Genomic DNA, 24681 nt, shown 5'->3' with positions numbered 1-24681 from the left:
AACCCTAGCCGGAGGTGCCGACAGTTTCGTCCTCTTGCCCGTTCAGACCCCGGACCAGGTCACGGAGCTCCAGGAGGCTGATCGTGCCCTCCGGTTCGGTTTCCGCTGTCTCGACGCGGCGTAGCCGTTCGGCGGCGACGCGCTCACCGAGCGTGGCGTCCAGAGGGAGGAAGGTCATGGTGGTGCGCGCCGCCGGCTCGAGGTCGGCCAGCGCGGGGTGGTAGACGGCCACGTCGACCACGTCCTCGTCCACCTGCGCGACGACACGCACGTCGGCCAGCGCGATGCGGTGGTCGCCGAGGTTCACGGTGACCTCGGTCGGGTCCGGGACCGGCGGCACGGAGTCGTGGTGCTCCCAGATGGCGTCGTCCGGCGGGGCGGCGGCCTTCCAGGCGTCGGTGAACGGCCGCAGTTCCGGATCCTCCTGGCCGGTGACCACGAGGGCGTAGATGGCCTGACGGCCGCGTTCCAGGGAGAAGTGCAGCCGCGGGTGCAGAGCCTCGACCAGCACGCAGAGATCGTGCTCGACGCGGTGCGGTTCGCGGTCGCCCAAGGCCGCGTTGACCACCGGGAGGAGCTCGAACCAGCCTTCCCAGAACTTCGCCGCGGCCGCCTCGACGTCGGACGGCACGAGCTGGGCCGGCCACGGCGTGCGCGGGTCGGGCGGCGCGGCTTTGGCGTCGGTATCGGCGCGGGCAGCGCGGCGGCGGAACAGGCCCATGGAACATCCCCCGTTGTCGATCGTTGCCCGACACGCTACCGCGAGCTCACCACGTCTCGGGCGGCTCCATGAAGGCCTTGCCGAGGTCGCGGGTGAGGGCGAGCGCGCGGCGCATCCACTCGTTCGTCGCGCCGGCCATGCCGCAGGTCGGCGTCGGGACGGCGCGTTCGGCCAGGATCGACCGGTTGAACCCGAGGCGGTCCACGAGCCTGAACGCGGGTCCGGCGACGTCCTTCAGCGTCGGGCGCGTACCGGGATCCGTCGCCGGGACGAGGCCGAGGAACAGCGACGTGCCGCCGTCCCACGTTTCGCCGATCGCGTCCAGCGTCTCGGCCGAGGCCTTGCCGAGCAGCGTGACGTCGAACGCGATGGCGTCCGCGCCGGCGGCCCTGAGCAGCGCGAGCGGCGGCTTCGGCGCGCAGCAGTGCACGACGACGGGCTGGTCCGTGATCGCCCGCACGCCCTCGATCATGGTCGACAGGAGCTCCCGCGCTTCCGGCTCGGGGACGGCCGCCACGTTGCCGTAGCCCGACGGCGTCGACAGGCTCCCGGCAAGCACCGCCGGCAAAGACGGCTCGTCGATCTGCACGACGATCGGCGCCCCGATGCGCGCCTTCAGCTCGGCGACGTGCTGGGCGAGGCCGTCCAGCAGCGAGGACGTGAAGTCCCGCAACGCACCGCGGTCGGTGAGGACCCGATGCCCGCGCGGCAGCTCGATGCCGGCACCGAGCGTCCACGGCCCGGCCACCTGTGTCTTGAACACCGGCGGCACGACGCCGGCTTTTTCACGCGCTTCCTGCACGGCGTCGAGGTCCCACTGCAGGAGGTCGCGCCCCCGCCGGTGATCGTGCCCGGGCCTCCCCGCGACGCGGTACCCGCTCGGCACTACCTCCACGGCCAGGTCCACGAGCAGCGCCGCGGTGCGGCCGAGGATGTCGGCCCCCACCCCACGCCCCGGCAACTCAGGCAGGTGCGGGAAGTCGGGCAGCTCGCCGAACACGACGGCAGCCGCCTCGGCCGGGTCCGCCCCGGGCATCGAGCCGATCGCCGTGGCGGCGCCGTCTGGCCAAGCTCGTTCAGTCACGGGCGAATTCTCGCCGAACCCACCCGCATGCCTCCCACCGCCCTCGCCGGGGTCACCCGAGTGAGCCGGACATTCGCCGCATATCCCTTTGCCAGCACCGAATACGCGGAGACAGCGATACTCTGGATGGCCATGACGAGCTCCTCGCCACCACCGCCGGGCCGGCACCCCGACGAGGTGAGTCCCACCCGGCTGCGCCGGTGGGACGACGAGCCGCGCATCCCTGAACGCCGCTACCCAGGCCGCGCCTTCGGCGGGACCTTGTTCACCGAAGCTGTCCTCATCGTCAGCCGACGCGCCGAGGTCGTCGAGACCACCGAGGAGTTCAGCGTCTTCGACCGCGACGGCACTCGCGTCGGCGGCGTGGCCGACGTCAGCCAGGGCTTCCTACACAAGGCCGCGCGCCTGTTGCCGAAGTACGACCAGTACGTCACCCACAAGTTCGAGGTCCGCGACGCCAACCACAGCACAGTGCTGAAAGTGGCGAGACCGGCCAAGGACCTGCGCACGCGCTTCGTCGTCACCCGCGCCGACGAAACCCCGATCGGCGAAATCGTCCCCACCCGCACCCCGGGCGAGACCCGCTTCACCTTCGTCGTCGACGGCCGCACAGTCGGCCGCGTCGCCGCCTCCGGCCAGCAAGCGTGGGACGTAACCATCAAGAACCACGCCGACACCGAGGTCGCCCGCGTCAGCCGCTCGCCATCCGGGCCCTCGCCGATCGCCGGCGACACCTACCTTGTCGAAATCCCGCGCCAGCTGCCCGAACCCCTGGCCAGCATGGTCGTCGCCACAACCCTCACGATCGACACCGCCCTCACCCGCCAGACCTCCTGAACACGTGACCGTTGTCTCAGGCCGCCCAGGTGGACACCACGCCGGTGACGGCCCAATGTGAGGCGAAAGGCCGGGACGCCGAAGTCCTGCCTGGACGGAGGTCGCCGTGGAGCCGTTGCCCGAAGACAGCAACCGGAACTGGACAGAACCGGGGGTCTACGAAGTGGCCTCCGGCGTCTACCGGATCCCGTTGCCGTTGCCGAACGACGCCCTCCGCGCAGTGAACGTCTACGCAGTCACCGACGGCACCACCCTCGCCCTCGTCGACTCCGGCTGGGCCCTCACCGAAGCACGCCAACTCCTGGCCGAGGCGCTCAAGGGCATCGGCGCCGAACTCGGTGATGTGCGCGAGTTCCTCGTCACCCACGTGCACCGCGACCACTACACCCAGGCCGTCGCCCTTCGGCGCGAATTCGGCAACAAGATCTCCTTGGGCCAGTTGGAGGAACCTTCGCTGAAGGTCACCGCCGACCCGGACCAGCTCCCGATGCACGCCCAGATCGAGCTCCTCCGCCACTCCGGCGCCGACGAAGTCATCGCCGCTCTGGGGCGAATGTTCGCCGACGTCCCCCGCCGCACCGACCTCGACCTGTGGGAGGACCCGGACGAGTGGCTCACTCCTGGCCGCCGCCAAGTCCTGCCGAACCGTGAGCTCGAAGTGGTCCACACTCCTGGCCACACCACCGGCCACGTCGTCTTCCTCGACGACGCCGCAGGCCTGTTGTTCTCGGGCGACCACGTACTCCCCCACATCACGCCGTCGATCGGCTTCCAGCCCGTGCCGGCCGAGTTGCCGCTCAACGACTACCTCGACTCACTGCGCCTGGTCCGCGCCCTGCCCGACCAGCGCATGCTGCCGGCGCACGGCCCGGTGGCGGACAGCGTGCACAAACGCATCGACGAACTGCTCGAACACCACCGCCAGCGCCTCGAGAAGATGGCCGCCCAGGTCGACGCCGGAGCCAGCACCGCGTTCGAGACCGCCAGCCGGCTGGGCTGGACCCGCCGTGGCCGCAAACTGTCCGAAATGGACGCGTTCAACCAGATGCTCGCCGTCCTCGAAACGGGCGCCCACCTCGACCTCCTGGTGTCGCAGAACAAGCTGACGGTCCAGCAGATCGGCGGAGTTCGCCACTACCGGACGAACTGATCGGCCACCAGCGGCGAGAGCTCCAACCACAACGGCCACGCTGGAATACTGATCACCATGCCCGGTATCACCGTGAGGAAAGCGCGCCGCGACGACGTCGAAGCCATCGTGCGCATGCTCGTCGACGACCAACTCGGGGCGACCAGGGACTCAGCCGACGACCTCGAGCCCTACCTTCGCGCGTTCGAAGCCATCGACGCCGACCCGCAACAGCTTCTGGTCGTGGCAACGTCGAACGACGAACCCGTGGCAACGCTGCAACTGACGATCATCCCCGGCCTCGCGCGTCAGGGCGCCCTGCGCGGGCAGATAGAAGCGGTGCGGGTCCGGGGCGACCATCGAGGCGCCGGGCTCGGTGGAGACCTCATCCAATGGGCGATCGACGAGTCCCGCCGGCGCGGATGCGCCCTGGTGCAACTCACCTCCGACACCTCCCGGACCGCAGCGCATCGGTTCTACGAACGACTCGGTTTCGTGGCCAGCCACACCGGTTTCAAGCTGCACCTCTGACCTTTCCTCCGACTGTCCATTCCGCACAGTTCATCCTGGCCGCCGCAGCACCCGACGACTCCACGTTGCCACGAATCCCCGGTGACGCCTAGAAAAGTGCGCGAACGGCCCATTCGTACCGTTTTGATGACCACGCACCAGCCGATGCGTATCGTCGCCGCCATGACCAAATCGAAGTCGGCGAACGCAGCCGCCGACGATTCAAACAACACCCCCGAAACCGCCGATCTCGACTTCCTTCTCCGTGCCATGCAAGCGAATCTCGAGATTTTCGAGCGCTTGCAGACAGGGCAGCTCATGCAGGTGGCCAAGGACGCGGGTCACCAGATCGCCCGACTTCAAGCGCTTCAACTCCACTGCCTCGCCGGGCTGCGCAGACGAAGATCGGACGCCCGAGAACTGGCCTCTGAAGTGGCGTTGACCTTGCACCTCACAGACAACCGGGCCGGCGCCATGATTTCCGCGGCCGAGGCCCTGGCGAACCGACTCCCTCGGACCTTTCGCCTGATGGACAGCGGGTTCGTCGACCTGTATCGCGCCATGAAGGTCACCGAGGGCACTGTGTGGCTGTCCGATCACCACGCCCGAATCGTCGACACCCTGCTCGAAGACCGCCTATCCGACAAGAACCCGACACAGATCCGCAAAGCCACCGCGTACGCCGCGATGAGGACCGACCCCGAAGGAGCGGCGAACCGCGTCACGCAACGGCGCGCTGAACGCCGGACCGTGCTCCACCACCAGTCCGAGGGCATATCGCAGCTCTCCATCGACAACGCACCCACGGAGAAGGCCACTGCCGCTTATCTCCGTATCGACAAAATCGCCCGGGCTCTCAAGACGAGCGACGAGAAGCGGACGCTCGACCAGTTGCGCGCGGACGTCGCGCTCGACCTCCTGCTGACGGACAAGGGTGGCGTCGCCGAGCAGGCCGAGGTCTACCTGTACGTCGACCTCCAGACCTACCTGGGGCTTAACGACGACCCAGCTGAGCTGGCCGGGCACGGGCACGTTCCGGCCGAGGTCGCCCGGCACATCGCGACCGGTCCCGACACGACGCTGCGGCGGATCATCACCGACCCGCTCACCGGGCAGGTGATCGAAGTCGGCAAGTTCCGTTACCGGCCGAGCATCGACGTCGAGGAGTTCGTGCGAGTCCGGGACCGCGAATGCCGTCAACCCGGTTGCCCGCGGCCTGCGCACAACTGCCTGACCGAACCGACGCCGACGAAGACCGGGTCGGCAACCGACACTGACGGAACACTGAGCTACTGCATCCACCACAGGCGCCTCAAGAATCGCACCGATTGGAAGTATCAGGTCCTCGACGACGGAAAGCTCGTCATCACGACGCCGACCGGCCAAAAGGTCGAGAGCATCCCGCCCCCGCTCCACGAGCCTGGCTCGCAGGTCGAGCACCCCGTGGAGACCCGAAAGGGAGCCTGAGCGACGAGGTCAGCGCGTACTGGAAATCTTCGCGCTGCCGAGTACGAGATCGCCGGCACCTGCGTCCGGCCGGTACAAGACCACGACCTGCCCCGGAGCAACGCCCCGGAGCGGCTCACGCAGCTGGACGCTGACGTGCTCGCCGTCGGCCTCGGCCACCGCTTCGGCGATGCCACCGTGCGCACGAACCTGCACGACGCATTCGGTCGGACCGTTTAGCGCGCGACCACTGGGCCAGATCACCCGGTCGGCCTCGATCAGTTCAACACCAAGGCCGGTCGACGAACCGACCTTCACCGTGCCCGAAACAGGCTCGAGCGAAAGCACGTACCGGGGTCGCCCGTCAGTGGCCGGCGCGTCAATGCCGAGGCCCTTGCGCTGGCCGACGGTGAAGCCGTGCACGCCCGTGTGCTGCCCGAGAACGGCTCCGGTCTCCGCGTCGACCAGCTGACCCGGTCGCTGCCCCAGTCGGTTCTCGAGGAACTGCTTGGTGTCGCCATCGGGGATGAAGCAGATGTCGTGGCTGTCCGGCTTGTGAGCCACCGAAAGGCCACGCTGCTCCGCCTCGGCGCGGACGTCGGACTTCCACGAGTCGCCCAGCGGGAACATCGCGTGACCGAGCTGTTCGGGCGTAAGGGAAGCCAGCACGTATGACTGGTCCTTGCCCTCGTCGGCGCTCCGGCGAAGCTCGAGCTCGCCATCAACCGTCGCGAGGCGCGCGTAGTGGCCGGTGGCCACGGCATCGAAGCCGAGTGCCATTGCCTTCTCCAGCAACGCCTCGAACTTGATCTTCTCGTTGCAAGTCACGCACGGATTGGGAGTTCGGCCGGCCGCGTATTCGCCGACGAAAGTCTCGACGACCTCTTCGGTGAAGCGCTCGGCGAAATCCCAGATGTAGAAGGGAATCCCGAGGATGTCGGCTGCGCGGCGGGCGTCGTGCGAGTCCTCGATGGTGCAGCAGCCGCGCGAGCCCGTCCGCAGCGTGCCTGGTTTCGCGGACAGCGCCAGGTGCACACCGACGACATCGTGGCCAGCGTCAACCGCCCGCGCCGCAGCGACGGCCGAGTCGACTCCTCCACTCATTGCAGCCAGTACCCGCATCGCTTACACCTCTTGCTTCTGGGTCTGCTTGCGCATGCCGGCAAGTCCCGCCTGCCGCGCCCGGGCGACGACCCCGCCGATCTCCCGCGCGAGCGCGGTCACGTCATCCAATGTCGACGTGTGGCCCAGCGAAAAGCGCAGCGAGCCGCGGGCGGCCGCGGCGTCAGCGCCCATCGCCAGCAACACGTGGCTCGGCTGGGCGACACCCGCGGTGCAGGCCGAGCCGGTGGAGCATTCGATTCCCTTGGCGTCCAGCAGCATCAGCAGGCTGTCGCCGGCACAGCCGGGGAAGGTGAAGTGAGCGTGGCCCGGCAGGCGCTCGCCGCGTCCGCCGTTGAGGATCGCGTCGGGGATCTCGCGCTGGACGGCCGCGATGAGTTCGTCGCGGAGCTTCTCCACGCGCGCGGCGTATTCGGCGCGGCTCTCCGCAGACACGCGGACGGCGGTGGCGAAGCTGACGATGGCCGGGACGTCGAGGGTGCCGGAGCGCACGCTGCGTTCCTGGCCGCCACCGTGGAGAACCGGGGTGCACTCGGTGTCACGGCCGAGCAGGAGAGCGCCGACGCCGTACGGGCCGCCGAGTTTGTGGCCCGTCAAGGTGAGGGCGGAGGCGCCGCTGGCGGCGAAGTCGACAGGGACGGCGCCGACGGCCTGGACGGCGTCGGTGTGCAGCGGGATGTCGTGCTCGGCGCAGATGGCGGCGAGCTCGGCGATCGGGTTGATGCTGCCGACCTCGTTGTTGGCCCACATGACCGTTGCGAGGGCGACGGTCTCGGGCGAGGACTCGATAGCGGCGCGCAAGGTGGCCGGCGAGACGCGGCCCTGGTCGTCGACCTCGAGCCAGGTGATTTCGGCGCCGCACTGGGACTCGAGCCATTCGACGGTGTCGAGGACGGCGTGGTGCTCCACGACGCTGCACAGGATGCGGCGGCGGGCGGGGTGAGCGCTCTGGCGAGCCCAGTAGATGCCCTTGACCGCGAGGTTGTCACTCTCCGTGCCACCGCCGGTGAAGATCACCTCGGAAGGCCGGGCGCCCAGGGCTTCGGCGATGATCTCGCGGGATTCCTCCACGACGCGGCGTGCACGACGTCCCGAAGAGTGCAGCGCGGAGGCGTTGCCCACGGTGGACAAAGCCTCAGTCATCGCCGCTACGGCTTCGGGCAGCATCGGGGTGGTCGCCGCGTGGTCGAGATAGGTCATCGCCACATCAGGGTAGTCCGCTCCAGCCCGTGACGAAGTCCACCCTGGGCGCGAAAGTGGCCTGTCACACCTTCTGCGGCCATCGGCTGGTCACACGAACCCCCAGCAAAGCGAGCAGAACGAGGGCCGCGACGAGGATCGCCATCGCCGGAGACGGGTGGACGGCCGAGGCGACGACGGCCAGCAGGACGCCGCCGAGGCCGATGAGCAGGGCCGAGCCGACCCAGTCCGCCAGCTGCATGGCGGAGGTGTTGAAGCCGCGTTCGCCTTCCGGGGAGTAGCGGAGCAGGAGGACGGAGATCGCGGGCATGGCGATGCCCATGCCAGCGCCGCCGACGGCGCAGACCACGAAGGCCAGCCACGCCGGGCACCAGGGCTGCGCGACGAAGCCGAAGCCCACCAAAGCGACGGCGACCAGGGCGAAGCCGATGCGGAGCGTCGCCTCGCGGGACCAGTCGAGGAACCTTCCCTGCAGTCCGGAGGCGGCCGACCAGCCGAGGGCGGTGATCGTCAACGGCAGGCCGGCCAGGGCGGGGCCGTAGCCGTGGACGGCGCTCATCGTGAGGGGCAGGTAGGCCTCCATCCCGGCGTAGGCGCCGGAAAGCAGGGCGCGGGAGGCGACGACGGTGGGCAAGCCGGGGCGGAAAGTCAGGGTGCCCGTGGGGAGCAGCTTCCGAAGTGCCAAACCGAGGGCCACGAGGCCGGCGGCGCCGTAGCCGAGGGCGAGAGGCGACGGGTGCTGGCCCGCCCACGTCAAGGCGGCGACCCCGAGCGCGGCGACGACCGCCGGGACGACACTGGCGCGGCGGGCCTCCGCGGCCGGGACGTGGTCGGGCAAGCCGCGGACGACGACGACCAGCAGCGCGACACCCATGGCCACCAGCGGCACCAGGCCGAGGAACACCCAGCGCCACCCGACGCTGACGGTGATCAGGCCGGCGACCGAAGGGCCGATCACCGCGGGCAGCACCCACGCGGCGGCGTTCGCGGCGTAGATGACGGGGCGTTCGCGGTCGGTGAACGTCAGGGCGATGAGCAGGGACACCGCGACCAGCAGGAATCCCGACCCGAGACCCTGGAGGGCGCGGCCGGCCAGGAGCACCGGCATGGACGTCGCGGTGCCGGCCACCACCAGTCCCGCGGCGAACAGCGCCGGCCCGGCCAGAAGCGCGGGCGCCGGGCCGCGGCGGTCGCCCATGCGGCCGGACAGCACGGTCGCGACGACGCTGGCGATCAGGAACGTCGTGAACGGCCACGAGTACAGGGCGAGGCCGTTCAGCTCGGCGACGAGCGTGGGCATGGCCGTGGCGACGCCCATGCTTTCGAAGGCCACCAACGTGACGACTAGCAACAAGCCGATCGTCGTGAGCCGGTGCTCGCGGCTCCACAGCACGCTTCTTCGGGGCTGGGGCTGGGCGTCGACGATCCGGCTCATGATCGCCAGCCTGCAACCTCCAGCACTATGGAGGTCAAGTTGATTTCACGCGGTCCGGTGCACCGCGACCGGATCGAGCCTCAGGTCGCGGGCGAGTGCGGCGGCCTCGCCGCGAGAGCTGACCTCTAGCTTCTCGAGGAGGTTGCGCACGTGGAACTTCACTGTGTGCTCGCTGAGCTGCAGCTGCGCGGCGATCTGACGGTTGCGCAGCCCCTGCGAAATGCCCGACAGGACTTCGACCTCCCGCGCGTTGAGCCAGTCGAGCGGGCGCAGCTCGGGCGTTTCGACGGTGTCCAGCGGGAGTGCGGCGGTGATCGTCGCGCCCCAGCCGGGGACGGCGTCGACCTCCCAGCTGCCGCCGAGGGGCGTGATGCGTTCGGTCAGGCCGGGGTCGAGGACGACGTCGGGGATGTCGGGGGCGTCGTCGCGGACGGTGATGCGGAGGGCGGCGCCGTCGAGGCGCCAGGAAGCGCGGATGCGGGTCGTGCCAGGGCGGTCGAGGGCGGCGATGACGAGGCCGCGCGTGACGGTGCGCGCCGTGTGGGCGATGTCCTGCCGCAGCTGGCGATCGTCGGTGGGTGCCACGAGGTCGACTGCGACGTCGGCGTGGCCGACCACCGGCGAAAGCTGGTCGGCGAGCACGCCGAACGCGGCGCGAGCGGACTCCGCAGACAGCGCTTGGTCACGGTCTGCCACTGCACGCAGGTCGAGGAGCGCGCGTGCGGCCAGGTCGGTCGCCGTCTGGCGCGCGGCGGCGTCGCCGAGCCGGCCCGAGCGCAGGACGGCCAGGAGCGCGACGAGCGTGGCCGCGTGCGTCTGGCCGAGGTCGGTGACGGTCTGGGCGCGCGCGGCCGCGGCGGCGAGGTTGCTGGCGAGGACGTCGGGACCGGGGTCGACGGCGCGTTGACCGGCGTCGGTGCTGGTCAGGTGCCAGAGGCGGGCCGCGAGTCCCAATGCCTCGACGGACGGCTCAGCGTCGGAAGGCACCAGGGCGATCACCGCGCCGTTGCCGATGGCGGGGCGAGAGGTGAGCAGGATCAGGCGACGTTCGGTGCCGGCGAGCACGCCGTCGAGGACCACGGCCTCGCCCGGGATGGCCCGCTCGGCGAGGTGGTCCAGCTCCGCACTGGTCACGGCGCCGGTGATGGCCGTGTCGCCGGTGACCTTGAACGGGCTGCGCGGGCAGTCGCCCGTCTGCATCGCGGCCGCGCGGTGCGGCAGCACGGCGGCGAGCTCCTGTGAGAAGCGCGGCAGCATCTCAGGGCGCGGCGCGGAGATGACGCGCACGGCGACATCGAGCACGTGGGCCGGCTTCGTCCAGGAGGCGTCCATGTGTCCACGGTAGGCGTGTACGAAGGGACCGGTCCTGCTCTTCCGGATAGTGAACGCTGCTCGTCCGAGCGGTTCGGATCGCGACGCGGGACAGTTGACTCGAAGCAGGACGAACGACCGTCCCGAATCGAAGGAAAGTACGAGGAACCATGCGAGCCATCACCTTCGCCGCGTACGGCGGCCCGGACGTCCTGCAGCTCAGCGACGTCCCGCTACCCGAACCCGGCCCCGGACAGGTCCGTGTCGCCGTGCGGCGCGCGGGTGTGAACCCCATCGACTGGAAGGTCCGCAGCGGCGCCATGGCCCAGGGCTCCGCGCCGAAGAGCCCGCAGATCCCGGGCGCCGAGTTCTCGGGCGTCGTGGACGCGGTGGGCGACGGCGCGACGGTGGCCGTCGGCGACGAGGTCTTCGGGTGGTCGGCCACCGGCTCTTACGCGGAGTACGCGCTGGCCAAGGCCGTCGCCCGCAAGCCGGCGAGCCTGTCGTGGGAGGACGCCGCGGCGTTGCCCGTGGCCGGCGAAACGGCACTACGCATCCTGCGGCTGTTGGAGGTCAAGGCCGGCGACCTGCTGCTGATCCATGGAGCGAGCGGCACTGTCGGGCGCTTCGCCACGCAGGCGGCAGTCGCGCTCGGGGCGACCGTCATCGGAACGGCGGGGCAGCGCAGCCTCGACGAGGTGAAGTCGCTCGGCGCCATCCCCGTCCTCTACGGCGACGGCTGGCCGGAGCGCGTCCGCGAGGCGGCGGACCGGCCGGTGGACGCGGTGTTCGACGCGTCAGGCCACGGCGTGCTGCCGGATTCCGTGGAGCTACGCGGGTCGAAGGAGCGGGTGGTGACCATCGCGGACGGGGCGGCGTTCGAGCTCGGGCTGCCGTTCTCGGCCGGTGGCGCGGACGACCAGAAGCCCGAGGTGCTGGAGGAGATCCTCGAGTACGCGGGGCGCGGGCTGCAGATCGCACAGGGGACGAGTTACCCGTTGGAGGAGGCCGCGGCCGCGCAGGAGGAGAGCCAGGCGGGGCATCCGGGAGGGAAGATCACGATCGTCGTTTCCTGACGATCCGTGGGGTCGGCCGTCTCAGCCGGACAGCGATTCGGTTGAGACGCGCTCCACCTGATCGTGTGGAGGTCTCCGATCATCAAGCCGATTTCTTGGCATAATTGCCTGGTCAGTGAGTTTTGCCACTGAACGGCAATGGTGTCGGGTCTGTTGGCTGAGGTCTATCTCCGGAGGTTGGCTAGAGGGGCGCTCGCCGACGTTGCCACTGAGTGGCGACGCGCAGGAAAGGCCGTTTTCCAACGAAGGGAATCACCGCTCTCGGTGAGGTGGGAGCCCACGCAACCGATTTGCCGCTGAGTGGCGACGACGCGAGAACGGTGCAGGCCGACGTTGGCGAGGGCCGGTCAGCGGCGACTAGAGCTTGTTCGGCGTGTGGCGGCCAGTACGGATCCGAAGTCGGTCAAGGGTCGATGCCGGGTTTCGCCAGTCAGTGACGCCGGTGGCCAAGGCACGCGAGGGTCACATCGGAGCAAAACGCAGCTCGCGGGTGTCGCCGTTCAATGGCGACACCCGCGAACCTGCAGGTCAAACGACAAAGCCAGCTCAGTGAACCGGGTGCGCCTCGGCCGTCTCGACGGCGGCCTTGGCAGTAGGAGCCGGAGACACCCGCCGGCGACGCTGGGCCGGGATCCGGACCGTCCCGAGAGCCGAGTGCACCGAGGCCTCCGCAAGGGCGGCCAGCGAGCGACGGTCCTCCGCACGACCGGGGGCGATCTCCGGGCAGACGTGAGCCTCGAGGACCAGGCCGCGCAGGGAGGCCACTCGCCGCAGGGAGGCGATGAGGGACTCCGGTCCGATGAACGCCGGCATGCTGGTCTCGCGGCCGTCGGCGAGTCGGTAGCGCAGGGCGATGGGGCGGACGGGCACGCCACCGTCGATGGCGGCCTGGAAGGTGGCCGTGGTGAAGCGGCCGGAGGCGAGGCCGCACCACGTGGTGCCTTCGGGAGTGACGTTGACGAGCGAGCCGGAGCGGAGGGAGTCGGCGAGCTCGGTCATGGTGTCGGGCAGCGTGCGGAGGCGTTCGCGGTCCAGAAAGATGCTGCCGCCGCGGCGGACGAGGGTGCCGAGGACCGGCCAGCAGCCGATCTCGACTTTCGCGAGGGCGCGCATGGGGCGCAGGGCGTTGATGGCGACGATGTCCAGCCACGAGATGTGATTGTTGACCACCAGCGCTCCGCGGCCGGCGGGGGCGGCGAGAAAGTCGGCGCCGCCCCGGACGACCAGCTTCACGCCGAACGCGCGCAGCACCGAGCGGAAAATGGTCCGGACCAGGCGTTCCCGGCCCCGGCCGTGCAGCACTAGCAGCAGCGGCGCCGTCAGCAGGGCCGCCAGGACCACGCCGATCGCCGAGGCGAAGCGCAGCACGCGACGCGGGAACGAGACCGTGGCGGCACCTTCGGTGAGGCAGCCGTCGCCGCAGGGGGACGTCGGCATCCAGGCGTGGCTCATACCTGCACTCCGAGGAAGAACTTGAGGTAGCGCTCGTCGATCTTGTGCAAGTCGAGCAGGACGAAGAAGTCGGCGACGCCGAAGTCCTCGTCGAGCGCCGGCGGGCCGCAGACCTCGGCGCCGAGCCGTACGTAGCCCTTGATCAGCGGCGGCAGGACGGCGCGATCGGGGCGGGCGACGGAGTCGGAATCCCACGGGTGCAGCGGCGAAACGCGGCGCGACTCGTCGGCGTAGTGCTTGGCGCGCAACACATCCCAGACGCCGGCGGCGTAGCTGCCGCCGTCGCTCAGCGGCACGGACGCGCAGCCGGCGAGGTAGCGGTGGCCGGAAAGCAGCATGTACCGCGCGATCCCCGCCCACACCAGGCTCACGACGGCGCCGCTGCGGTGGTCCGGGTGCACACAGGAGCGGCCGGTCTCCACGAGCGTCGAGCGCAGGCCGGAAAAGGCCTTCAGGTCGAATTCGCTGTCGGAGTACAGGCTGCCGGCCTGCGAGGCGCGCTCCGGCGGCAGCATGCGGTAGCAACCGACGATGTCGCCGGTCTTGTCGTCGCGCACCACGAGGTGGTCGCAGAACTCGTCGAAGTAGTCGACATCGAGACCGGGCTTCAGGGAATTGAGGTGGGCCCCCATCTCCTCGGCGAAAACCTGGTGCCGCAGCTTCTGCGCGGCGAGCACTTCTTCGTTCGCGTGGGCCACGAGCAGGGAGTACCTCGGCGCATCGGCCGGGAGCTCGACACCCGCCTGATCAGTGCTGACGAGGAGCTGAGACGACGTCATGAACACTGTGTACCTGCGACCTGGAAACCGCGGAGAGTGCCAATCGATGACCGATTAGTGCACGTTGAGTTAATTGCAGGTTCTCAGGCTTTTCTCAGGGTCCGACAAACGCCGAAGGCCGCTGAGCGGTACATCGCCCAGCGGCCTTCGAAGCGGGAAAACCTCAGCCCTTGCGCTTGTCGACAGCCTCCGTCAGCTGCGGCGCGACGTTGAACAGGTCGCCCACGATGCCGAAGTCGGCGATCTCGAAGATGGGCGCCTCGGCGTCCTTGTTGACGGCGATGATCGTCTTCGACGTCTGCATGCCGGCGCGGTGCTGGATCGCGCCGGAGATGCCGAGCGCGATGTACAGCTGCGGCGACACCGTCTTGCCGGTCTGGCCCACCTGGAACTGCGCCGGGTAGTAGCCGGAGTCGACGGCCGCACGCGAAGCGCCGACAGCCGCACCGAGCGAGTCGGCCAGCTTCTCGACGACGTCGAACTTCTCCGCCGAACCGACACCACGGCCACCCGAGACGACGATCGACGCCTCGGTGAGCTCCGGACGGTCGCCACCGACGATCGGCTCGATGCCGGTCACCTTCGCGGACTTCGCCGCGTCCTGCGCCGGGATCTCGACGGTCTCCTCGGCGGCAGCACCGTCGGCGGCCTCGGCCTCGACGGCACCCGGACGCACCGAGATCACCGGCGTGCCCTTGGCAGCCTTGGACTTCACGGAGAACGCGCCACCGAAGATGGACTGGTCCACCGAACCGTCGGCGTTCACGCCCACTGCGTCGTAGAGCAGACCGGAGCCCAGCCGCACGGCGACGCGCGCGGCCACCTCCTTGCCCTCGGCGCTGGCGGCGACGAGCACGGCGGCCGGCGAAGCCTGCTCCGCGAGCTTCGTCAGCACGTCGACCTTCGGGGTCACCAGGTAGCTCGTGGCGTCGTCGCCCTCGGCGACGTACACCTTCGCGGCGCCGTGGCCGGCGAGCGCTTCCTTCGCCTTGGCCGCGGTGCCCGTGGGGCCTACGACGACGGCCGAGGGCTCACCCAGCGCGCGGGCGGCGGTCAGCAGCTCGAGCGTGACCTTCTTGACATCACCGTCGACGTGGTCGACGAGGACGAGTACTTCAGCCATTTTTCGTGATCCTCCTCGAAACCGTGTCTCAGATGAGCTTCTGCGCGACCAGGTACTCGGCGACCTTGGTGCCGCCGTCGCCCTCGTCCTCCACCTTCTCGCCGGCGGTGCGCGGCGGCTTCGGGGACGACTCGAGCACAGTGGACCACGCGTTGGAAAGACCGACCTCGCCCGCGTCGATGCCGAGGTCGGCGACGGTGAACGTCTCGACCGGCTTCTTCTTCGCGGCCATGATGCCCTTGAACGACGGGTAGCGCGGCTCGTTGATCTTCTCGCCGACGCTCACTAGCGCGGGCAGGTTCGCCTCGAGGTGGGTGATGCCGTCCTCGGTCTCCCGGTCGGCCTTCACGCTGGAGCCCTCGACGGTCAGCTGGCGCACGTAGGTCAGCTGCGGCAGGCCGAGCAGCTCGGCGACGATCGCCGGCACGGCGGCGCCGCGGCCGTCGGACGCCTCGTTGCCGGCGATGATCAGGTCGTAACCCTCGACCTTGCCGATCGCGGCGGCCAGCACCTTGGCGGTGGCGATGGCGTCGGAGCCGTGCAGCGCCTCGTCGGAGACGTGGATGGCCTTGTCGGCGCCCATGGACAGCGCCTTGCGGATGGCGTCGGTGGCGCGGGCGGGGCCGACGGAGATCACGGTGACCTCGCCCTCGCCCGCCTCCTTGATCTTCAGCGCCTCTTCGACGGCCTTCTCGTTGATCTCGTCGAGCACGGCGTCTGCGGATTGGCGGTCAAGTGTGTTGTCGGCACCGGAGAGCTTCCGCTCCGAGTAGGTGTCCGGTACCTGCTTGACCAGGACAACGATATTCGTCATGGGTCTTCTTCGACCTCCCGGTTGGGGCCGGCTCTCGGCCGCGGGACAGTGCTCTACTGGCCGGTAGATTAGGGCCATTCAGGCGAGGAGACCCGCCGAGGTGACGGCATTCACCTGGATGAGCAATCTTTTGGGACCATCGTCCCGGTAGTCCGCCGGTTAACCCGTCCAGCACACCGCTCGCCCGATCGGACCAACGGTGGGCTACTGGCAGTAGGCCGACAGGGGTTAACCTCCCGCACCATGCCCGCGCACATCGCCGTAGTCACGGACTCGACCTCGTGCCTGCCCGACAAACTCGCCGCCCGTTGGGGCATCGGCGTGGTGCAGGTCCAGCTGCACGTCGGAGATCAGACGGACGACGAACACCGGTTCGACCGCAACGAGCTCATCGCCGCCATGAAGTCCGGCCACAGCGTCACCACATCACCCCCCGACCCGGGTGCGTTCTTCTGGACGTACCAGGACGCCGCAGCCCGCGGCGCGTCCGCCATCGTCAGCCTGCACATCTCAGGTCGCCTTTCGGAGACCGTGCAGGCGGCGCGCGAGGCGGCGCAACAGGTCCGGATCCCCGTGCACATCATCGACAGCGGAACGGCCAGCATGAGCCTCGGTTACGCAGCGGTGTCGGCCGCGCGCGTCGCCGGCGCCGGGGGTCAGCTCGCGCGCGTGCTCGAAGCCGCCGAGCGCCGCGTGCGCGCCGCCACCGAGCTGATCTACGTGGACACGCTCGAGTTCCTCCGGCGGACGGGACGCGTCGGAGCCGCCCAGTCGCTGGTGGGTACGGCGTTCTCGATCAAGCCATTGCTCACTGTCCGTAACGGCGAGGTCTCGCCGCTGGCGCGCGTTCCCGGCACGAAACGCGCGATGAACCGGCTCGTCGACCTCGCGGTGAAGGCTGCGGGCGACCAGCGCGTGGACGTCGCCGTGACTCGCTTCGGCTCGGACGAGACCGAGGTCGTGCGACGCCTGAGGGACCGGATTCCCGGGATCACGGACGTCGTGGTCGGCGACGCGAGCACGGTGATCGGCGCACACGTCGGCCCGGGCGCGCTGAGCATCACGGTGTCGCCGACCTGACCTGCTTCCGTTCCGGCACGAACAGCACCACGAGCGGGATCACCACGCCCAGCGCGAGCGTTGACAGGATCATCACTTGGTCGACGGTCGCGAAGTGGCCGACGTGCCCGAGGTGGTAGACGAAGTGCGGCACGGCGAACAGCAGCGCCGCCACGGCCGCCAGCCGCGCGACGGCTGTGGTGCCGATCACGGCGGCGCCGATCAGCGTCGCCGCCAGCGCCAGGTTGAGGGCGCCGAAGTCGCGGATGAGGTGTTCGTCGAACGCTCCGTCCATGCTGACCCAGCCGTGACGGAAGCCGGGAAAGTCCTGGTAGAAGCCCAGGGGGGACAGGAGTGGCCACAGTCCCGTCGCCGCCGTGACGACGCCGAGCAGCACCAGCAGTACACGCGTGAGGGTCCGTTGCATAGGGCAGGAACGAGACGGCGGTCAGGAACGTGACACGCGCTAGGGTCGCGCAGGTGACCAACGCAGCCACCCGGGCCGAGGCACTGCACCTCACCGGCGAACGGACCGTCCCCGGCATCCCCGAGGAGAACTACTGGTTCCGTCGCCACGAAGCCGCCTACGTGGCCCTGCTCCCCCACTGCGCCGGCGCGACGGTGCTGGAGGCGGGCTGCGGCGAGGGTTACGGCGCGGGGCTGATCGCGAAGACGGCGCGGCGCGTGCTGGCGCTTGACTACGACGTGCCGACCACGGAGCACGTCGCGCGCCGGTACCCCGACGTAGCCGTAGCCCGCGCGAACCTCGCGTATTTGCCGTTGGGTGGCGAATCCGTGGACGTGGTCGCGAACTTCCAGGTGATCGAGCACCTGTGGGACCAGGACGGGTTCCTCGCCGAGTGTTTCCGCGTGCTGCGTCCGGGCGGGAAGCTGCTGGTCACGACCCCGAACCGGCTCACGTTCACGCCAGATTCCGACACACCACTGAACCCCTATCACACGCGGGAGCTCGCACCGTCCGAATTGGACGGTCTCCTGCGTGCGGCCGGGTTCGTCGTCCAATCACTACACGGGTTGCATCACGGGGCCCGCCTGCGGGAGCTGGAACGCGCGTATGGCGGCTCGCTCATCGACGCGCAGCTCGAGGTGGTGATGGGCTCGCTGCCCGGGCAGGCCGTGTGGCCGGCGGGGTTGCTCGCCGACGTCGCGGCGATCGGGGCGGAGGACTTCTCCGTCCGCGGTAACGACTTGGACGCGAGCCTCGATCTGGTCGCGGTGGCGGTGCGCCCGTGACTCCGCCCGCCTCGGAAGGCACTTTTTGCCTCGTCCTGCACAGCCACCTCCCCTGGTTGCCGCACCACGGCAGCTGGCCGGTCGGTGAGGAGTGGCTCTACCAGGCGTGGGCGCATTCGTACCTGCCGGTCGTCGACCTGCTGCAGCGTTTCGCCGCTGAGGGGCGACACGAGGTCCTGACGCTCGGCATGACACCCGTGCTCGCGGCACAGCTCGACGACCCGTACGCGATCCGAGCGTGCCACGACTGGCTCGGCCACTGGCAGCTGCGCGCGCAGCACGCGTCGACGCTGTGGGGCGGCGACCCGCTCCTGCGCGACCTGGCCGCGGCCGAGCACCAGACGGCCGTGCGCGCGACGGAGGAGCTGGAGACGCGCTGGCGCCACGGGTTTTCGCCGATCCTGCGGTCACTTGTGGACAGTGACACCATCGAACTGCTGGGGGGACCGCTCGCGCACCCGTTCCAGCCGTTGCTGGACGAGGACGTTCGCGCGTTCGCCCTGCGCGGAGGCCTGGCCGACACGCAGTTGCGCGTCGGGCGGCGGCCGGAGGGCATCTGGGCGCCGGAATGCGGCTACGAGCCCGGGATGGAGCGGGGTTACGCGGCCGCGGGCGTGCAGCGGTTCCTGGTCGACGGGCCGTCGCTGCACGGCGACACGTCGGCGGCGCGCACGGTCGGCTCGTCGGACGTGGTGTGTTTCGGGCGTGATCTCGAGGTGACGTACCGCGTCTGGTCGCCGAAAGCCGGCTACCCCGGCCACGCTGCGTACCGCGATTTCCACACGTGGGCGCACGAAGTGGGGTTGAAGGCGTCGCGCGTCACCGGCAAGCAGGTGCCTCCGCACGAGAAGGCGCCGTACGATCCGGCGCTCGCCGCAGACGTGCTCGGTACGCACGTGAAGGACTTCGTCGACACGGTCGTCGCGCGGCTGCGTTCGCTGCGGGCGGAGCACGGTCGCGAGTCGCTTGTTGTCGCGGCGTATGACACGGAACTGTTCGGGCACTGGTGGCACGAGGGTCCCGCGTGGCTTGAAGGAGTTCTGCGCGCGTTGCCCGAGGCGGGCGTTCGCGTGACAACGCTCAAGGGCGCCCTGGAGGCCGGCCACGTGGGCGCGCCGATCGACCTGCCGGCGTCGTCGTGGGGTTCGGGCAAGGACTGGCGCGTGTGGGACGGCGAGCAGGTGGCCGACATGGTGCAGGACAACACGGCGTTGCAGAAACGCTTGCTGGACCTCGTTTCCGGGCATTTCGGGGACCACGGGGGGACCGCTCGCGACACCGTGGCCGACCAGGCCGTCGCGGAGGCGATGCTGGCGTTGTCGAGTGACTGGGCGTTCATGGTCACCAAGGACTCCGCCGCGGACTACGCACGCCGGCGCGCCCGCGTGCACACCTCGCGTTTCGACGAGCTCGCCGAGCTGCTGCGCTCTGGCGACCGCGCTCGCGCGCAGGAGCTCGCGGCGGAGTACCGCCGTGCGGATGGACCGTTCGGACAGCTGGACGCACGACAGCTGCTGCCACACAAGTGAAAGGGACACCGAAGGAATGAGCATTCGCGACATCCCGCTGAAGACGCTCTCGGGTGAGGACACCACCCTGGGCGCGCTCGGCGGCAAGGCCCTGCTGGTGGTCAACGTCGCCTCGAAGTGCGGCCTGACCCCGCAGTACACCGGCCTGGAGCGGCTGCAGGAACGCTACGGCGACAAGGGTTTCTCCGTCGTCGGGTTCCCGTGCAACCAGTTCGCCGGCCAGGAGCCCGGGACGGCCGACGAGATCCAGACGTTCTGCTCCACCACATACGGCGTCACCTTCCCGCTGTTCGAGAAGCTCGAGGTGAACGGCGACGACCGTCACCCGCTGTACTCCACGCTCACCCAGACCGCCGACGCCGAGGGTGACGCCGGCGACGTGCAGTGGAACTTCGAGAAGTTCCTGATCAACTCCGACGGTGAGGTCGTGGGCCGGTTCCGTCCGCGGACCGAGCCCGAGGACGAGACCGTGGTGAAGGCGATCGAGGCCGTGCTGCCTGCCTGATTTTCACGGCCGGCGAAGGGCGGGGACTCCGTTGGGGGTTCCCGCCCTTTTCGTGTCGCCGTTCAGTGGCGAAACGTCTCTAGCTGGGGTTTTGTGGCTCCTGAGCGGCTTCAACGGCCGGGACCGAGCCCCGAGCGATGACCGCGCGGTTGCGGGCCGCCGCGACGTCCGCGTCGAGTTTCGTCACGCGGCGGTCGTAGGTGAGGAGGCCGTTGACCTCGTTCTCGACGTCCGTGGTCTGGGTGTAGATCGCCCCTGAGAGGCCCAATTCGCCGACCAGGGACTCCAGCCGGGTGCTGAGCTCCGCGTAACGGCGCGTGAGGTGAGCGGCGTCAGCGGTCATCTCGTACGCGTTGGGCGTGCCAGGCCAGCGGTGGTCGTCGAGGACGAGCCCGAGGCCGCCGTACTCGCCGTCGACGAGCGCGCGGTGGTCCTGCACGCGCGGCTCGCCGGGGCCGACGTACGTGTGGTCGTCGTAGACGTCGCCGGCGCCGGTGTCCGTGCGGGAGAAGCAACAGTTGACGCCACTATTGGCCACGACGAGGCGAGTCGGGTCGAGCTCCTTCACGAGCTCGGCGATCCGCGCCGTGTCGAACTCGCCCCAGCCCTCGTTGAACGGCACCCACGCGACGATCGACGGCACGTTCCGCAGCTGCCGCACCATTTCCCGCAGCTCCGCCTCGAAGCGGTCTTTGCCCTCGGGCACCGGGTCCGGCGCCGGCCCGGGCGGCCCGTCGAACGACACCACGAGCGACGGCATGTCCTGCCAGACGAGCAGCCCCAACCGGTCGGTCCAGTGGTACCAGCGCGCGGGCTCGACCTTCACGTGCTTGCGGACGAAGTTGAAGCCGAGCTCTTTCGTCTTCTCGAGGTCGAAACGCAGGGCGTCGTCGGTGGGCGCGGTGTAGCCGCCGTCGGGCCAGTAACCCTGATCGAGCGGGCCGTGGAGGAAGGTGATCCGGCCGTTGAGGGCGATGCGGGGCCGGCCGGCGGAGTCCGCGACGAGCTCCACGGTGCGCAGTCCGCCGTAGCTGTTGACCTCGTCGAGCACCTCGCCGTGGTGGTCGAGCAAGCGCACGGTGAGGTCGTAGAGATACGGATCATCGGGAGTCCACCTGTGGGGCTCCGGGACGTCCGCCCGCAACCTCGTGCCGGCGGCCCCACGAACGCTGACGATCTCGTCGCCGCTGGGTGGCGAAACGCTCAGCTCGACTTGAGCACCACCCTTGACCTTGGGAAATACGGTGAAGCCCGTGAGGTCCGGCGTGATCTCCAGGTCCTCAATGCGCTCAAACGGCACCGGTTCGAGCCACACCGTCTGCCAGATACCGGACGTCGGCGTGTAGCAGATGCCGCCCGGTGCGTTGCGCTGCTTGCCGAGGGGGAACGGCGAGATGTCGGTGCGATCCTCGGCGCGAACGGTCAGCTCCTGCGGCCCGGACGCACGCAGCGCATCGGTGACGTCCGCCTCGAACGCCGCGTAGCCACCCTCGTGGGTGACCACAAGCTGGTTGTTCACCCAGACCTTCGCCGTCTGGTCGACCGCGCCGAAGTGCAGCAGCACGCGTTCGCCATGCCAATCGTCGGGAATCTCGAACAGCCGCCGGTACCACAGGACCTCGTCGCGCCGGTTGATTCCGGAGAGTGCCGATTCCGGCGCGAAGGGGACCAAGATGCGTTCGCTGTAGCCGACGGGGCGTGGTTCCTCAGGCGACGACGGCCACCCCGCGTAGTCCCAGACGCCGTTGAGGCTGCGCCACCGCGGCCGCTCCAGCTGCGGTCTGGGGTACTCGGGGAGCACGTCGGAGGGGCTGACGAGGTCGGTCCACGGCGTCGTCAGGGGCGGGTCCGCGCGCTGCCACTCAGGCTGGCTGGAAGTCATCACCTTCGATGGTGACAGAGATCGAAGGCGGCGACAGCCGGGCCGCCCGGCGGAAGCAACTGGCGAGTAACCTCTGCCCATGCGCGTGCTGATGCTGTCGTGGGAGTACCCGCCCGTGGTCATCGGCGGGCTCGCCCGGCACGTGCACGCGCTGGCCCGGCACCTCGCCCAGCAGGGCCACGACGTGGTGGTTCTCTGCCGCCATCAGGCCGGCACCGACGCCTCCACGCACCCGCGCAGCGACCGCGACGTCGAGGGCGTGCGGCTGATCCGCGTGGCCGAGGACCCGATGCACCTGACGTTCGAGCGCGACCTCGTCGCCTGGACGCTCGCCATGGGCCACGCCATGATCCGCGCCGCGCAGGACCTGCTGCGCACGTGGCAGCCCGACGTCGTCCACGCGCACGACTGGCTCGTGACGCACCCGGCGATCGCCATCGCCGAGGCCGCGCGCGTGCCGCTCGTCGGCACCGTCCACGCGACCGAAGCCGGCCGGCACTCGGGCTGGCTTTCGCACCCGCTCAACCAGCAGGTGCATTCCGTCGAGTGGTGGCTGGCCAACCGCGCCGACGCCGTGATCACCTGCTCGCAGGCGATGCGCAAGGAAGTGGCGCACCTGTTCGAGATCGACGCTGCCGACGTCACCGTGATCCACAACGGCATCGAAGAACGCAGCTGGCGGGTCTCGGCGGCCGAGGTGGCGAAGATGCGTGAACGGCACAGCCCCGACGGCGCGCCGTTCCTGCTGTTCTTCGGTCGGCTGGAGTGGGAGAAGGGCGTGCAGGACCTGCTGGCCGCCCTCCCCCGCATCCGTCGCCAGTTCCCGGGCACGCGGGTGGTCGTCGCCGGTAAGGGGCGACACCACGACGAGCTGGTCGCGCAAGCGCGCAAGCTGCGGATTCGCCGCGCGGTGGACTTCGTCGGCCACCTCCCCGACCGTGACCTGCGCGCGCTGCTGGCGGCGGCCGACGCCGTGGTGCTGCCGAGCCGGTACGAACCGTTCGGGATCGTCGCCCTGGAGGCCGCGGCCGCGAAGGCACCGCTCGTCGCGTCGACGGCGGGCGGCCTCGGCGAGGTGGTCGTCGACGGGGAGACGGGCTTGGCCTTCGAACCGGGCGACGTCGCGGGTCTGGCCACGGCAGTCACCACCGTCCTGAGCGACGCCGCCGCCGCGACCCGCCGCGCCCGAACGGCCCAGTCGCGCCTCGCGGCGGACTTCGACTGGGGACGCATCGCCGAGGCGACCGCGGAGGTCTACCGGCGCGCGCGTATGGGCGAGCCGATCGAGCTGGGACGCCCGAAGATCGCGACGGGCAACGCGTTCGAACTCTGAGTGGGCCCGCCGTCAGAAGTGGCAGGGCCGGACGCAGGCGGCGTGCGCCTGCGCGGGCGCCGAAACCGCCGGCGCTGCGGTGAGGGCAACGGCGAAAACGGCGAGCAAAGCAGCGACGGCGGCTCTGGGTCTGCTGGTCATGACGGCTCCCTGGATATTGGGTGGGGTGCTCGAAGCATCCGTCTGTCGCTGCGCGCGAAACAATAGGGGAAGCAGTAGGTAGGCCTACCTGAACGCGGCGAGTAACTGGTTCGTCCGGCCTCGTCGCGGGAATCTGGAACGCATGGTGTTGCCGTTCATCGACCACGCAGCCGGGCTCGTTCCGGCGGTCGTCGGGATGCGCTGCGCGGCAGGCATTCGCCGTTTTTCGGCGAATGGATTGTTCAACAATCCGCGTGCCGCGAGCATCGTGTCTTGGTTGGTGGCGCGACCGTGGTGAGGACGTTGTTCTTCGATCGAATCGACGCCGGGCGGCAACTCGGGCGGATCCTGGCCAGGCAGCCGTGGGTCGAGCCCGTCGTGCTCGGGTTGCCGCGCGGGGGCGTGCCGGTGGCGGCCGAGGTCGCCCGGGTGCTCGGGGCTCCGTTGGACGTCGTGGTCGCCCGGAAGATCGGGGCCCCTGGGCGGCGCGAGTTCGGCGTCGGCGCGGTGACGGCGGAGGGGCCGCCTTACTACTCGATGCCGGCGTTGCGCGCGTTCGGGCTCACGCCGAAAGCGATGGAGCCGGCGTGTGCGCGCGAGCGGGCCGAGGCGCGTCGCCGTTTGGTGGCTTATCGCGACGGGCGCCCGGAGGTCGCAGTGGCCGGCCACGACGTGCTCGTGATCGACGACGGACTGGCGACCGGCGTGACCGCGATGGCCGCCGTCCGCGACCTCCGCGACGCGCGGCGCGTGGTGCTGGCCGTGCCGGTGTGCGCGCCGGACGCCATCGCCGAGTTCGAGGGCGAGGTGGACCAGTTCATCGCCGTCGCCGCGCCGAGGCGATTCAGCGCCGTGGGCCGCTGGTACGCCGACTTCACCCAGGTGTCCGACGCGACCGTGATGCGGCTCCTCGGGAAGGGATGAAGGGGACCTTCATCC

At 69.7% G+C, this 24681-nt stretch carries 25 protein-coding genes; 12 read left to right on the top strand and 13 right to left on the bottom strand.

Annotated elements, in window-relative coordinates; all coding sequences use genetic code 11:
• Window positions 1–4 precede the first annotated feature (4 nt).
• Both AB0H62_RS39075 and AB0H62_RS39070 read right to left on the bottom strand, forming a co-directional pair.
• Complete coding sequence (locus AB0H62_RS39075) at window positions 5–721, bottom strand: hypothetical protein (RefSeq protein ID WP_220237596.1); 717 nt, start codon at window positions 719–721, stop codon at window positions 5–7.
• Between the two features lie 46 nt (window positions 722–767).
• The gene (locus AB0H62_RS39070) at window positions 768–1805 is read right to left on the bottom strand and encodes a methionine synthase (protein ID WP_220237595.1); all 1038 of its coding nucleotides are present in this window, start codon (window positions 1803–1805) and stop codon (window positions 768–770) included.
• A gap of 132 nt (window positions 1806–1937) precedes the next feature.
• Here AB0H62_RS39070 and AB0H62_RS39065 point away from each other — a divergent pair, with 132 nt between their 5' ends.
• The 4 genes from AB0H62_RS39065 to AB0H62_RS39050 all read left to right on the top strand — a co-directional run bounded on the left by AB0H62_RS39065 (window position 1938) and on the right by AB0H62_RS39050 (window position 5748).
• On the top strand, window positions 1938–2642 hold the full coding sequence (locus AB0H62_RS39065) for a scramblase (RefSeq protein WP_360591697.1): 705 nt from the start codon (window positions 1938–1940) through the stop codon (window positions 2640–2642).
• A gap of 106 nt (window positions 2643–2748) precedes the next feature.
• Window positions 2749–3792: an MBL fold metallo-hydrolase gene (locus tag AB0H62_RS39060; RefSeq protein WP_220237593.1), complete on the top strand. Its 1044-nt coding sequence runs from the start codon at window positions 2749–2751 to the stop codon at window positions 3790–3792.
• 57 nt (window positions 3793–3849) lie between these two features.
• Window positions 3850–4302: a GNAT family N-acetyltransferase gene (locus AB0H62_RS39055; protein ID WP_220237592.1), complete on the top strand. Its 453-nt coding sequence runs from the start codon at window positions 3850–3852 to the stop codon at window positions 4300–4302.
• Between the two features lie 126 nt (window positions 4303–4428).
• A complete protein-coding gene (locus AB0H62_RS39050; RefSeq protein ID WP_220237591.1) occupies window positions 4429–5748 on the top strand; it encodes a DUF222 domain-containing protein in 1320 nt (439 codons plus the stop codon).
• Between the two features lie 9 nt (window positions 5749–5757).
• On the opposite strand, the gene mnmA is transcribed toward AB0H62_RS39050, so the two are convergent.
• The 4 genes from mnmA to AB0H62_RS39030 all read right to left on the bottom strand — a co-directional run bounded on the left by mnmA (window position 5758) and on the right by AB0H62_RS39030 (window position 10816).
• On the bottom strand, window positions 5758–6849 hold the full coding sequence (mnmA, locus tag AB0H62_RS39045; protein WP_220237590.1) for a tRNA 2-thiouridine(34) synthase MnmA: 1092 nt from the start codon (window positions 6847–6849) through the stop codon (window positions 5758–5760).
• 3 nt (window positions 6850–6852) lie between these two features.
• Window positions 6853–8049 (bottom strand): cysteine desulfurase family protein, encoded by a 1197-nt coding sequence (locus tag AB0H62_RS39040; protein WP_220237589.1) that lies wholly within the window; start codon window positions 8047–8049, stop codon window positions 6853–6855.
• A 64-nt stretch (window positions 8050–8113) separates the two neighbouring features.
• Complete coding sequence (locus tag AB0H62_RS39035) at window positions 8114–9484, bottom strand: MFS transporter (protein WP_220237588.1); 1371 nt, start codon at window positions 9482–9484, stop codon at window positions 8114–8116.
• A 45-nt stretch (window positions 9485–9529) separates the two neighbouring features.
• A complete protein-coding gene (locus AB0H62_RS39030) occupies window positions 9530–10816 on the bottom strand; it encodes a LuxR C-terminal-related transcriptional regulator (protein WP_360591693.1) in 1287 nt (428 codons plus the stop codon).
• A 149-nt stretch (window positions 10817–10965) separates the two neighbouring features.
• On the opposite strand from AB0H62_RS39030, the gene AB0H62_RS39025 reads away from it, so the two are divergent.
• Entirely contained in the window at window positions 10966–11871 is a 906-nt protein-coding gene (locus AB0H62_RS39025; protein ID WP_220237587.1) for an NADP-dependent oxidoreductase, read from the top strand.
• A gap of 546 nt (window positions 11872–12417) precedes the next feature.
• Here the strand turns inward: AB0H62_RS39025 and AB0H62_RS39020 are convergent.
• The 4 genes from AB0H62_RS39020 to AB0H62_RS39005 all read right to left on the bottom strand — a co-directional run bounded on the left by AB0H62_RS39020 (window position 12418) and on the right by AB0H62_RS39005 (window position 16039).
• The gene (locus tag AB0H62_RS39020; protein ID WP_360591691.1) at window positions 12418–13323 is read right to left on the bottom strand and encodes a lysophospholipid acyltransferase family protein; all 906 of its coding nucleotides are present in this window, start codon (window positions 13321–13323) and stop codon (window positions 12418–12420) included.
• Window positions 13320–14102 carry a GNAT family N-acyltransferase gene (locus AB0H62_RS39015; protein WP_220237585.1) on the bottom strand — a complete coding sequence of 261 codons (783 nt, stop codon included), beginning with the start codon at window positions 14100–14102 and terminating at the stop codon, window positions 13320–13322. The genes AB0H62_RS39020 and AB0H62_RS39015 overlap by 4 nt, the downstream gene beginning before the upstream one ends.
• Before the next feature lie 163 nt (window positions 14103–14265).
• A complete protein-coding gene (locus AB0H62_RS39010) occupies window positions 14266–15225 on the bottom strand; it encodes an electron transfer flavoprotein subunit alpha/FixB family protein (protein WP_220237584.1) in 960 nt (319 codons plus the stop codon).
• Between the two features lie 28 nt (window positions 15226–15253).
• A complete protein-coding gene (locus tag AB0H62_RS39005) occupies window positions 15254–16039 on the bottom strand; it encodes an electron transfer flavoprotein subunit beta/FixA family protein (protein WP_360591688.1) in 786 nt (261 codons plus the stop codon).
• A gap of 243 nt (window positions 16040–16282) precedes the next feature.
• Here AB0H62_RS39005 and AB0H62_RS39000 point away from each other — a divergent pair, with 243 nt between their 5' ends.
• The gene (locus tag AB0H62_RS39000) at window positions 16283–17119 is read left to right on the top strand and encodes a DegV family protein (protein WP_220237582.1); all 837 of its coding nucleotides are present in this window, start codon (window positions 16283–16285) and stop codon (window positions 17117–17119) included.
• On the opposite strand, the gene AB0H62_RS38995 is transcribed toward AB0H62_RS39000, so the two are convergent.
• Window positions 17100–17525, bottom strand: a complete 426-nt coding sequence (locus AB0H62_RS38995) for a hypothetical protein (RefSeq protein ID WP_220237581.1) — start codon at window positions 17523–17525, stop codon at window positions 17100–17102. The genes AB0H62_RS39000 and AB0H62_RS38995 overlap by 20 nt on opposite strands.
• Before the next feature lie 53 nt (window positions 17526–17578).
• Here AB0H62_RS38995 and AB0H62_RS38990 point away from each other — a divergent pair, with 53 nt between their 5' ends.
• From AB0H62_RS38990 to AB0H62_RS38980, 3 genes are read left to right on the top strand one after another with little or no spacing between them, the layout of a single operon-like run.
• Window positions 17579–18352 (top strand): class I SAM-dependent methyltransferase, encoded by a 774-nt coding sequence (locus AB0H62_RS38990; protein ID WP_220237580.1) that lies wholly within the window; start codon window positions 17579–17581, stop codon window positions 18350–18352.
• Window positions 18349–19881 carry a glycoside hydrolase family 57 protein gene (locus AB0H62_RS38985; protein ID WP_220237579.1) on the top strand — a complete coding sequence of 511 codons (1533 nt, stop codon included), beginning with the start codon at window positions 18349–18351 and terminating at the stop codon, window positions 19879–19881. The genes AB0H62_RS38990 and AB0H62_RS38985 overlap by 4 nt, the downstream gene beginning before the upstream one ends.
• A 16-nt stretch (window positions 19882–19897) precedes the next feature.
• Window positions 19898–20386, top strand: coding sequence for a glutathione peroxidase (locus AB0H62_RS38980; protein WP_220237578.1), 489 nt, complete (start codon window positions 19898–19900; stop codon window positions 20384–20386).
• Window positions 20387–20465: 79 nt separating this feature from the next.
• Here AB0H62_RS38980 and AB0H62_RS38975 read toward each other — a convergent pair whose 3' ends face one another.
• Window positions 20466–22268 (bottom strand): sugar-binding domain-containing protein, encoded by a 1803-nt coding sequence (locus AB0H62_RS38975; RefSeq protein WP_360591685.1) that lies wholly within the window; start codon window positions 22266–22268, stop codon window positions 20466–20468.
• A 79-nt stretch (window positions 22269–22347) separates the two neighbouring features.
• Here AB0H62_RS38975 and AB0H62_RS38970 point away from each other — a divergent pair, with 79 nt between their 5' ends.
• A complete protein-coding gene (locus tag AB0H62_RS38970; protein WP_220237576.1) occupies window positions 22348–23601 on the top strand; it encodes a glycosyltransferase family 4 protein in 1254 nt (417 codons plus the stop codon).
• 12 nt (window positions 23602–23613) lie between these two features.
• On the opposite strand, the gene AB0H62_RS38965 is transcribed toward AB0H62_RS38970, so the two are convergent.
• The gene (locus tag AB0H62_RS38965; protein WP_255637610.1) at window positions 23614–23742 is read right to left on the bottom strand and encodes a hypothetical protein; all 129 of its coding nucleotides are present in this window, start codon (window positions 23740–23742) and stop codon (window positions 23614–23616) included.
• A 142-nt stretch (window positions 23743–23884) separates the two neighbouring features.
• Here AB0H62_RS38965 and AB0H62_RS38960 point away from each other — a divergent pair, with 142 nt between their 5' ends.
• Window positions 23885–24040: a hypothetical protein gene (locus AB0H62_RS38960; protein WP_220237575.1), complete on the top strand. Its 156-nt coding sequence runs from the start codon at window positions 23885–23887 to the stop codon at window positions 24038–24040.
• A gap of 5 nt (window positions 24041–24045) precedes the next feature.
• A complete protein-coding gene (locus tag AB0H62_RS38955; RefSeq protein ID WP_255637609.1) occupies window positions 24046–24666 on the top strand; it encodes a phosphoribosyltransferase family protein in 621 nt (206 codons plus the stop codon).
• The last annotated feature ends 15 nt before the right edge of the window (window positions 24667–24681 follow it).

The organism is Amycolatopsis sp. NPDC050768, assembly GCF_040654155.1.
Lineage (GTDB): Bacteria > Actinomycetota > Actinomycetes > Mycobacteriales > Pseudonocardiaceae > Amycolatopsis.
Note: the sequence above shows the minus strand (reverse complement) of the source record. Positions and strands in the feature narration are given on the sequence as shown.

What these genes read in the sequence shown, in the direction of transcription:
- AB0H62_RS39075 (WP_220237596.1), bottom strand. Translation starts at nt 721, where the DNA reads ATGGGCCTGTTCCGCCGCCGCGCTGCCCGCGCCGATACCGACGCCAAA.
- AB0H62_RS39065 (WP_360591697.1), top strand. Translation starts at nt 1,938, where the DNA reads ATGACGAGCTCCTCGCCACCACCGCCGGGCCGGCACCCCGACGAGGTG.
- AB0H62_RS39055 (WP_220237592.1), top strand. Translation starts at nt 3,850, where the DNA reads ATGCCCGGTATCACCGTGAGGAAAGCGCGCCGCGACGACGTCGAAGCC.
- AB0H62_RS39050 (WP_220237591.1), top strand. Translation starts at nt 4,429, where the DNA reads ATGACCACGCACCAGCCGATGCGTATCGTCGCCGCCATGACCAAATCG.
- mnmA (WP_220237590.1), bottom strand. Translation starts at nt 6,849, where the DNA reads ATGCGGGTACTGGCTGCAATGAGTGGAGGAGTCGACTCGGCCGTCGCT.
- AB0H62_RS39040 (WP_220237589.1), bottom strand. Translation starts at nt 8,049, where the DNA reads ATGACCTATCTCGACCACGCGGCGACCACCCCGATGCTGCCCGAAGCC.
- AB0H62_RS39035 (WP_220237588.1), bottom strand. Translation starts at nt 9,484, where the DNA reads ATGAGCCGGATCGTCGACGCCCAGCCCCAGCCCCGAAGAAGCGTGCTG.
- AB0H62_RS39030 (WP_360591693.1), bottom strand. Translation starts at nt 10,816, where the DNA reads ATGGACGCCTCCTGGACGAAGCCGGCCCACGTGCTCGATGTCGCCGTG.
- AB0H62_RS39025 (WP_220237587.1), top strand. Translation starts at nt 10,966, where the DNA reads ATGCGAGCCATCACCTTCGCCGCGTACGGCGGCCCGGACGTCCTGCAG.
- AB0H62_RS39020 (WP_360591691.1), bottom strand. Translation starts at nt 13,323, where the DNA reads ATGAGCCACGCCTGGATGCCGACGTCCCCCTGCGGCGACGGCTGCCTC.
- AB0H62_RS39015 (WP_220237585.1), bottom strand. Translation starts at nt 14,102, where the DNA reads ATGACGTCGTCTCAGCTCCTCGTCAGCACTGATCAGGCGGGTGTCGAG.
- AB0H62_RS39010 (WP_220237584.1), bottom strand. Translation starts at nt 15,225, where the DNA reads ATGGCTGAAGTACTCGTCCTCGTCGACCACGTCGACGGTGATGTCAAG.
- AB0H62_RS39005 (WP_360591688.1), bottom strand. Translation starts at nt 16,039, where the DNA reads ATGACGAATATCGTTGTCCTGGTCAAGCAGGTACCGGACACCTACTCG.
- AB0H62_RS39000 (WP_220237582.1), top strand. Translation starts at nt 16,283, where the DNA reads ATGCCCGCGCACATCGCCGTAGTCACGGACTCGACCTCGTGCCTGCCC.
- AB0H62_RS38995 (WP_220237581.1), bottom strand. Translation starts at nt 17,525, where the DNA reads ATGCAACGGACCCTCACGCGTGTACTGCTGGTGCTGCTCGGCGTCGTC.
- AB0H62_RS38980 (WP_220237578.1), top strand. Translation starts at nt 19,898, where the DNA reads ATGAGCATTCGCGACATCCCGCTGAAGACGCTCTCGGGTGAGGACACC.
- AB0H62_RS38975 (WP_360591685.1), bottom strand. Translation starts at nt 22,268, where the DNA reads ATGACTTCCAGCCAGCCTGAGTGGCAGCGCGCGGACCCGCCCCTGACG.
- AB0H62_RS38970 (WP_220237576.1), top strand. Translation starts at nt 22,348, where the DNA reads ATGCGCGTGCTGATGCTGTCGTGGGAGTACCCGCCCGTGGTCATCGGC.
- AB0H62_RS38965 (WP_255637610.1), bottom strand. Translation starts at nt 23,742, where the DNA reads ATGACCAGCAGACCCAGAGCCGCCGTCGCTGCTTTGCTCGCCGTTTTC.
- AB0H62_RS38960 (WP_220237575.1), top strand. Translation starts at nt 23,885, where the DNA reads ATGGTGTTGCCGTTCATCGACCACGCAGCCGGGCTCGTTCCGGCGGTC.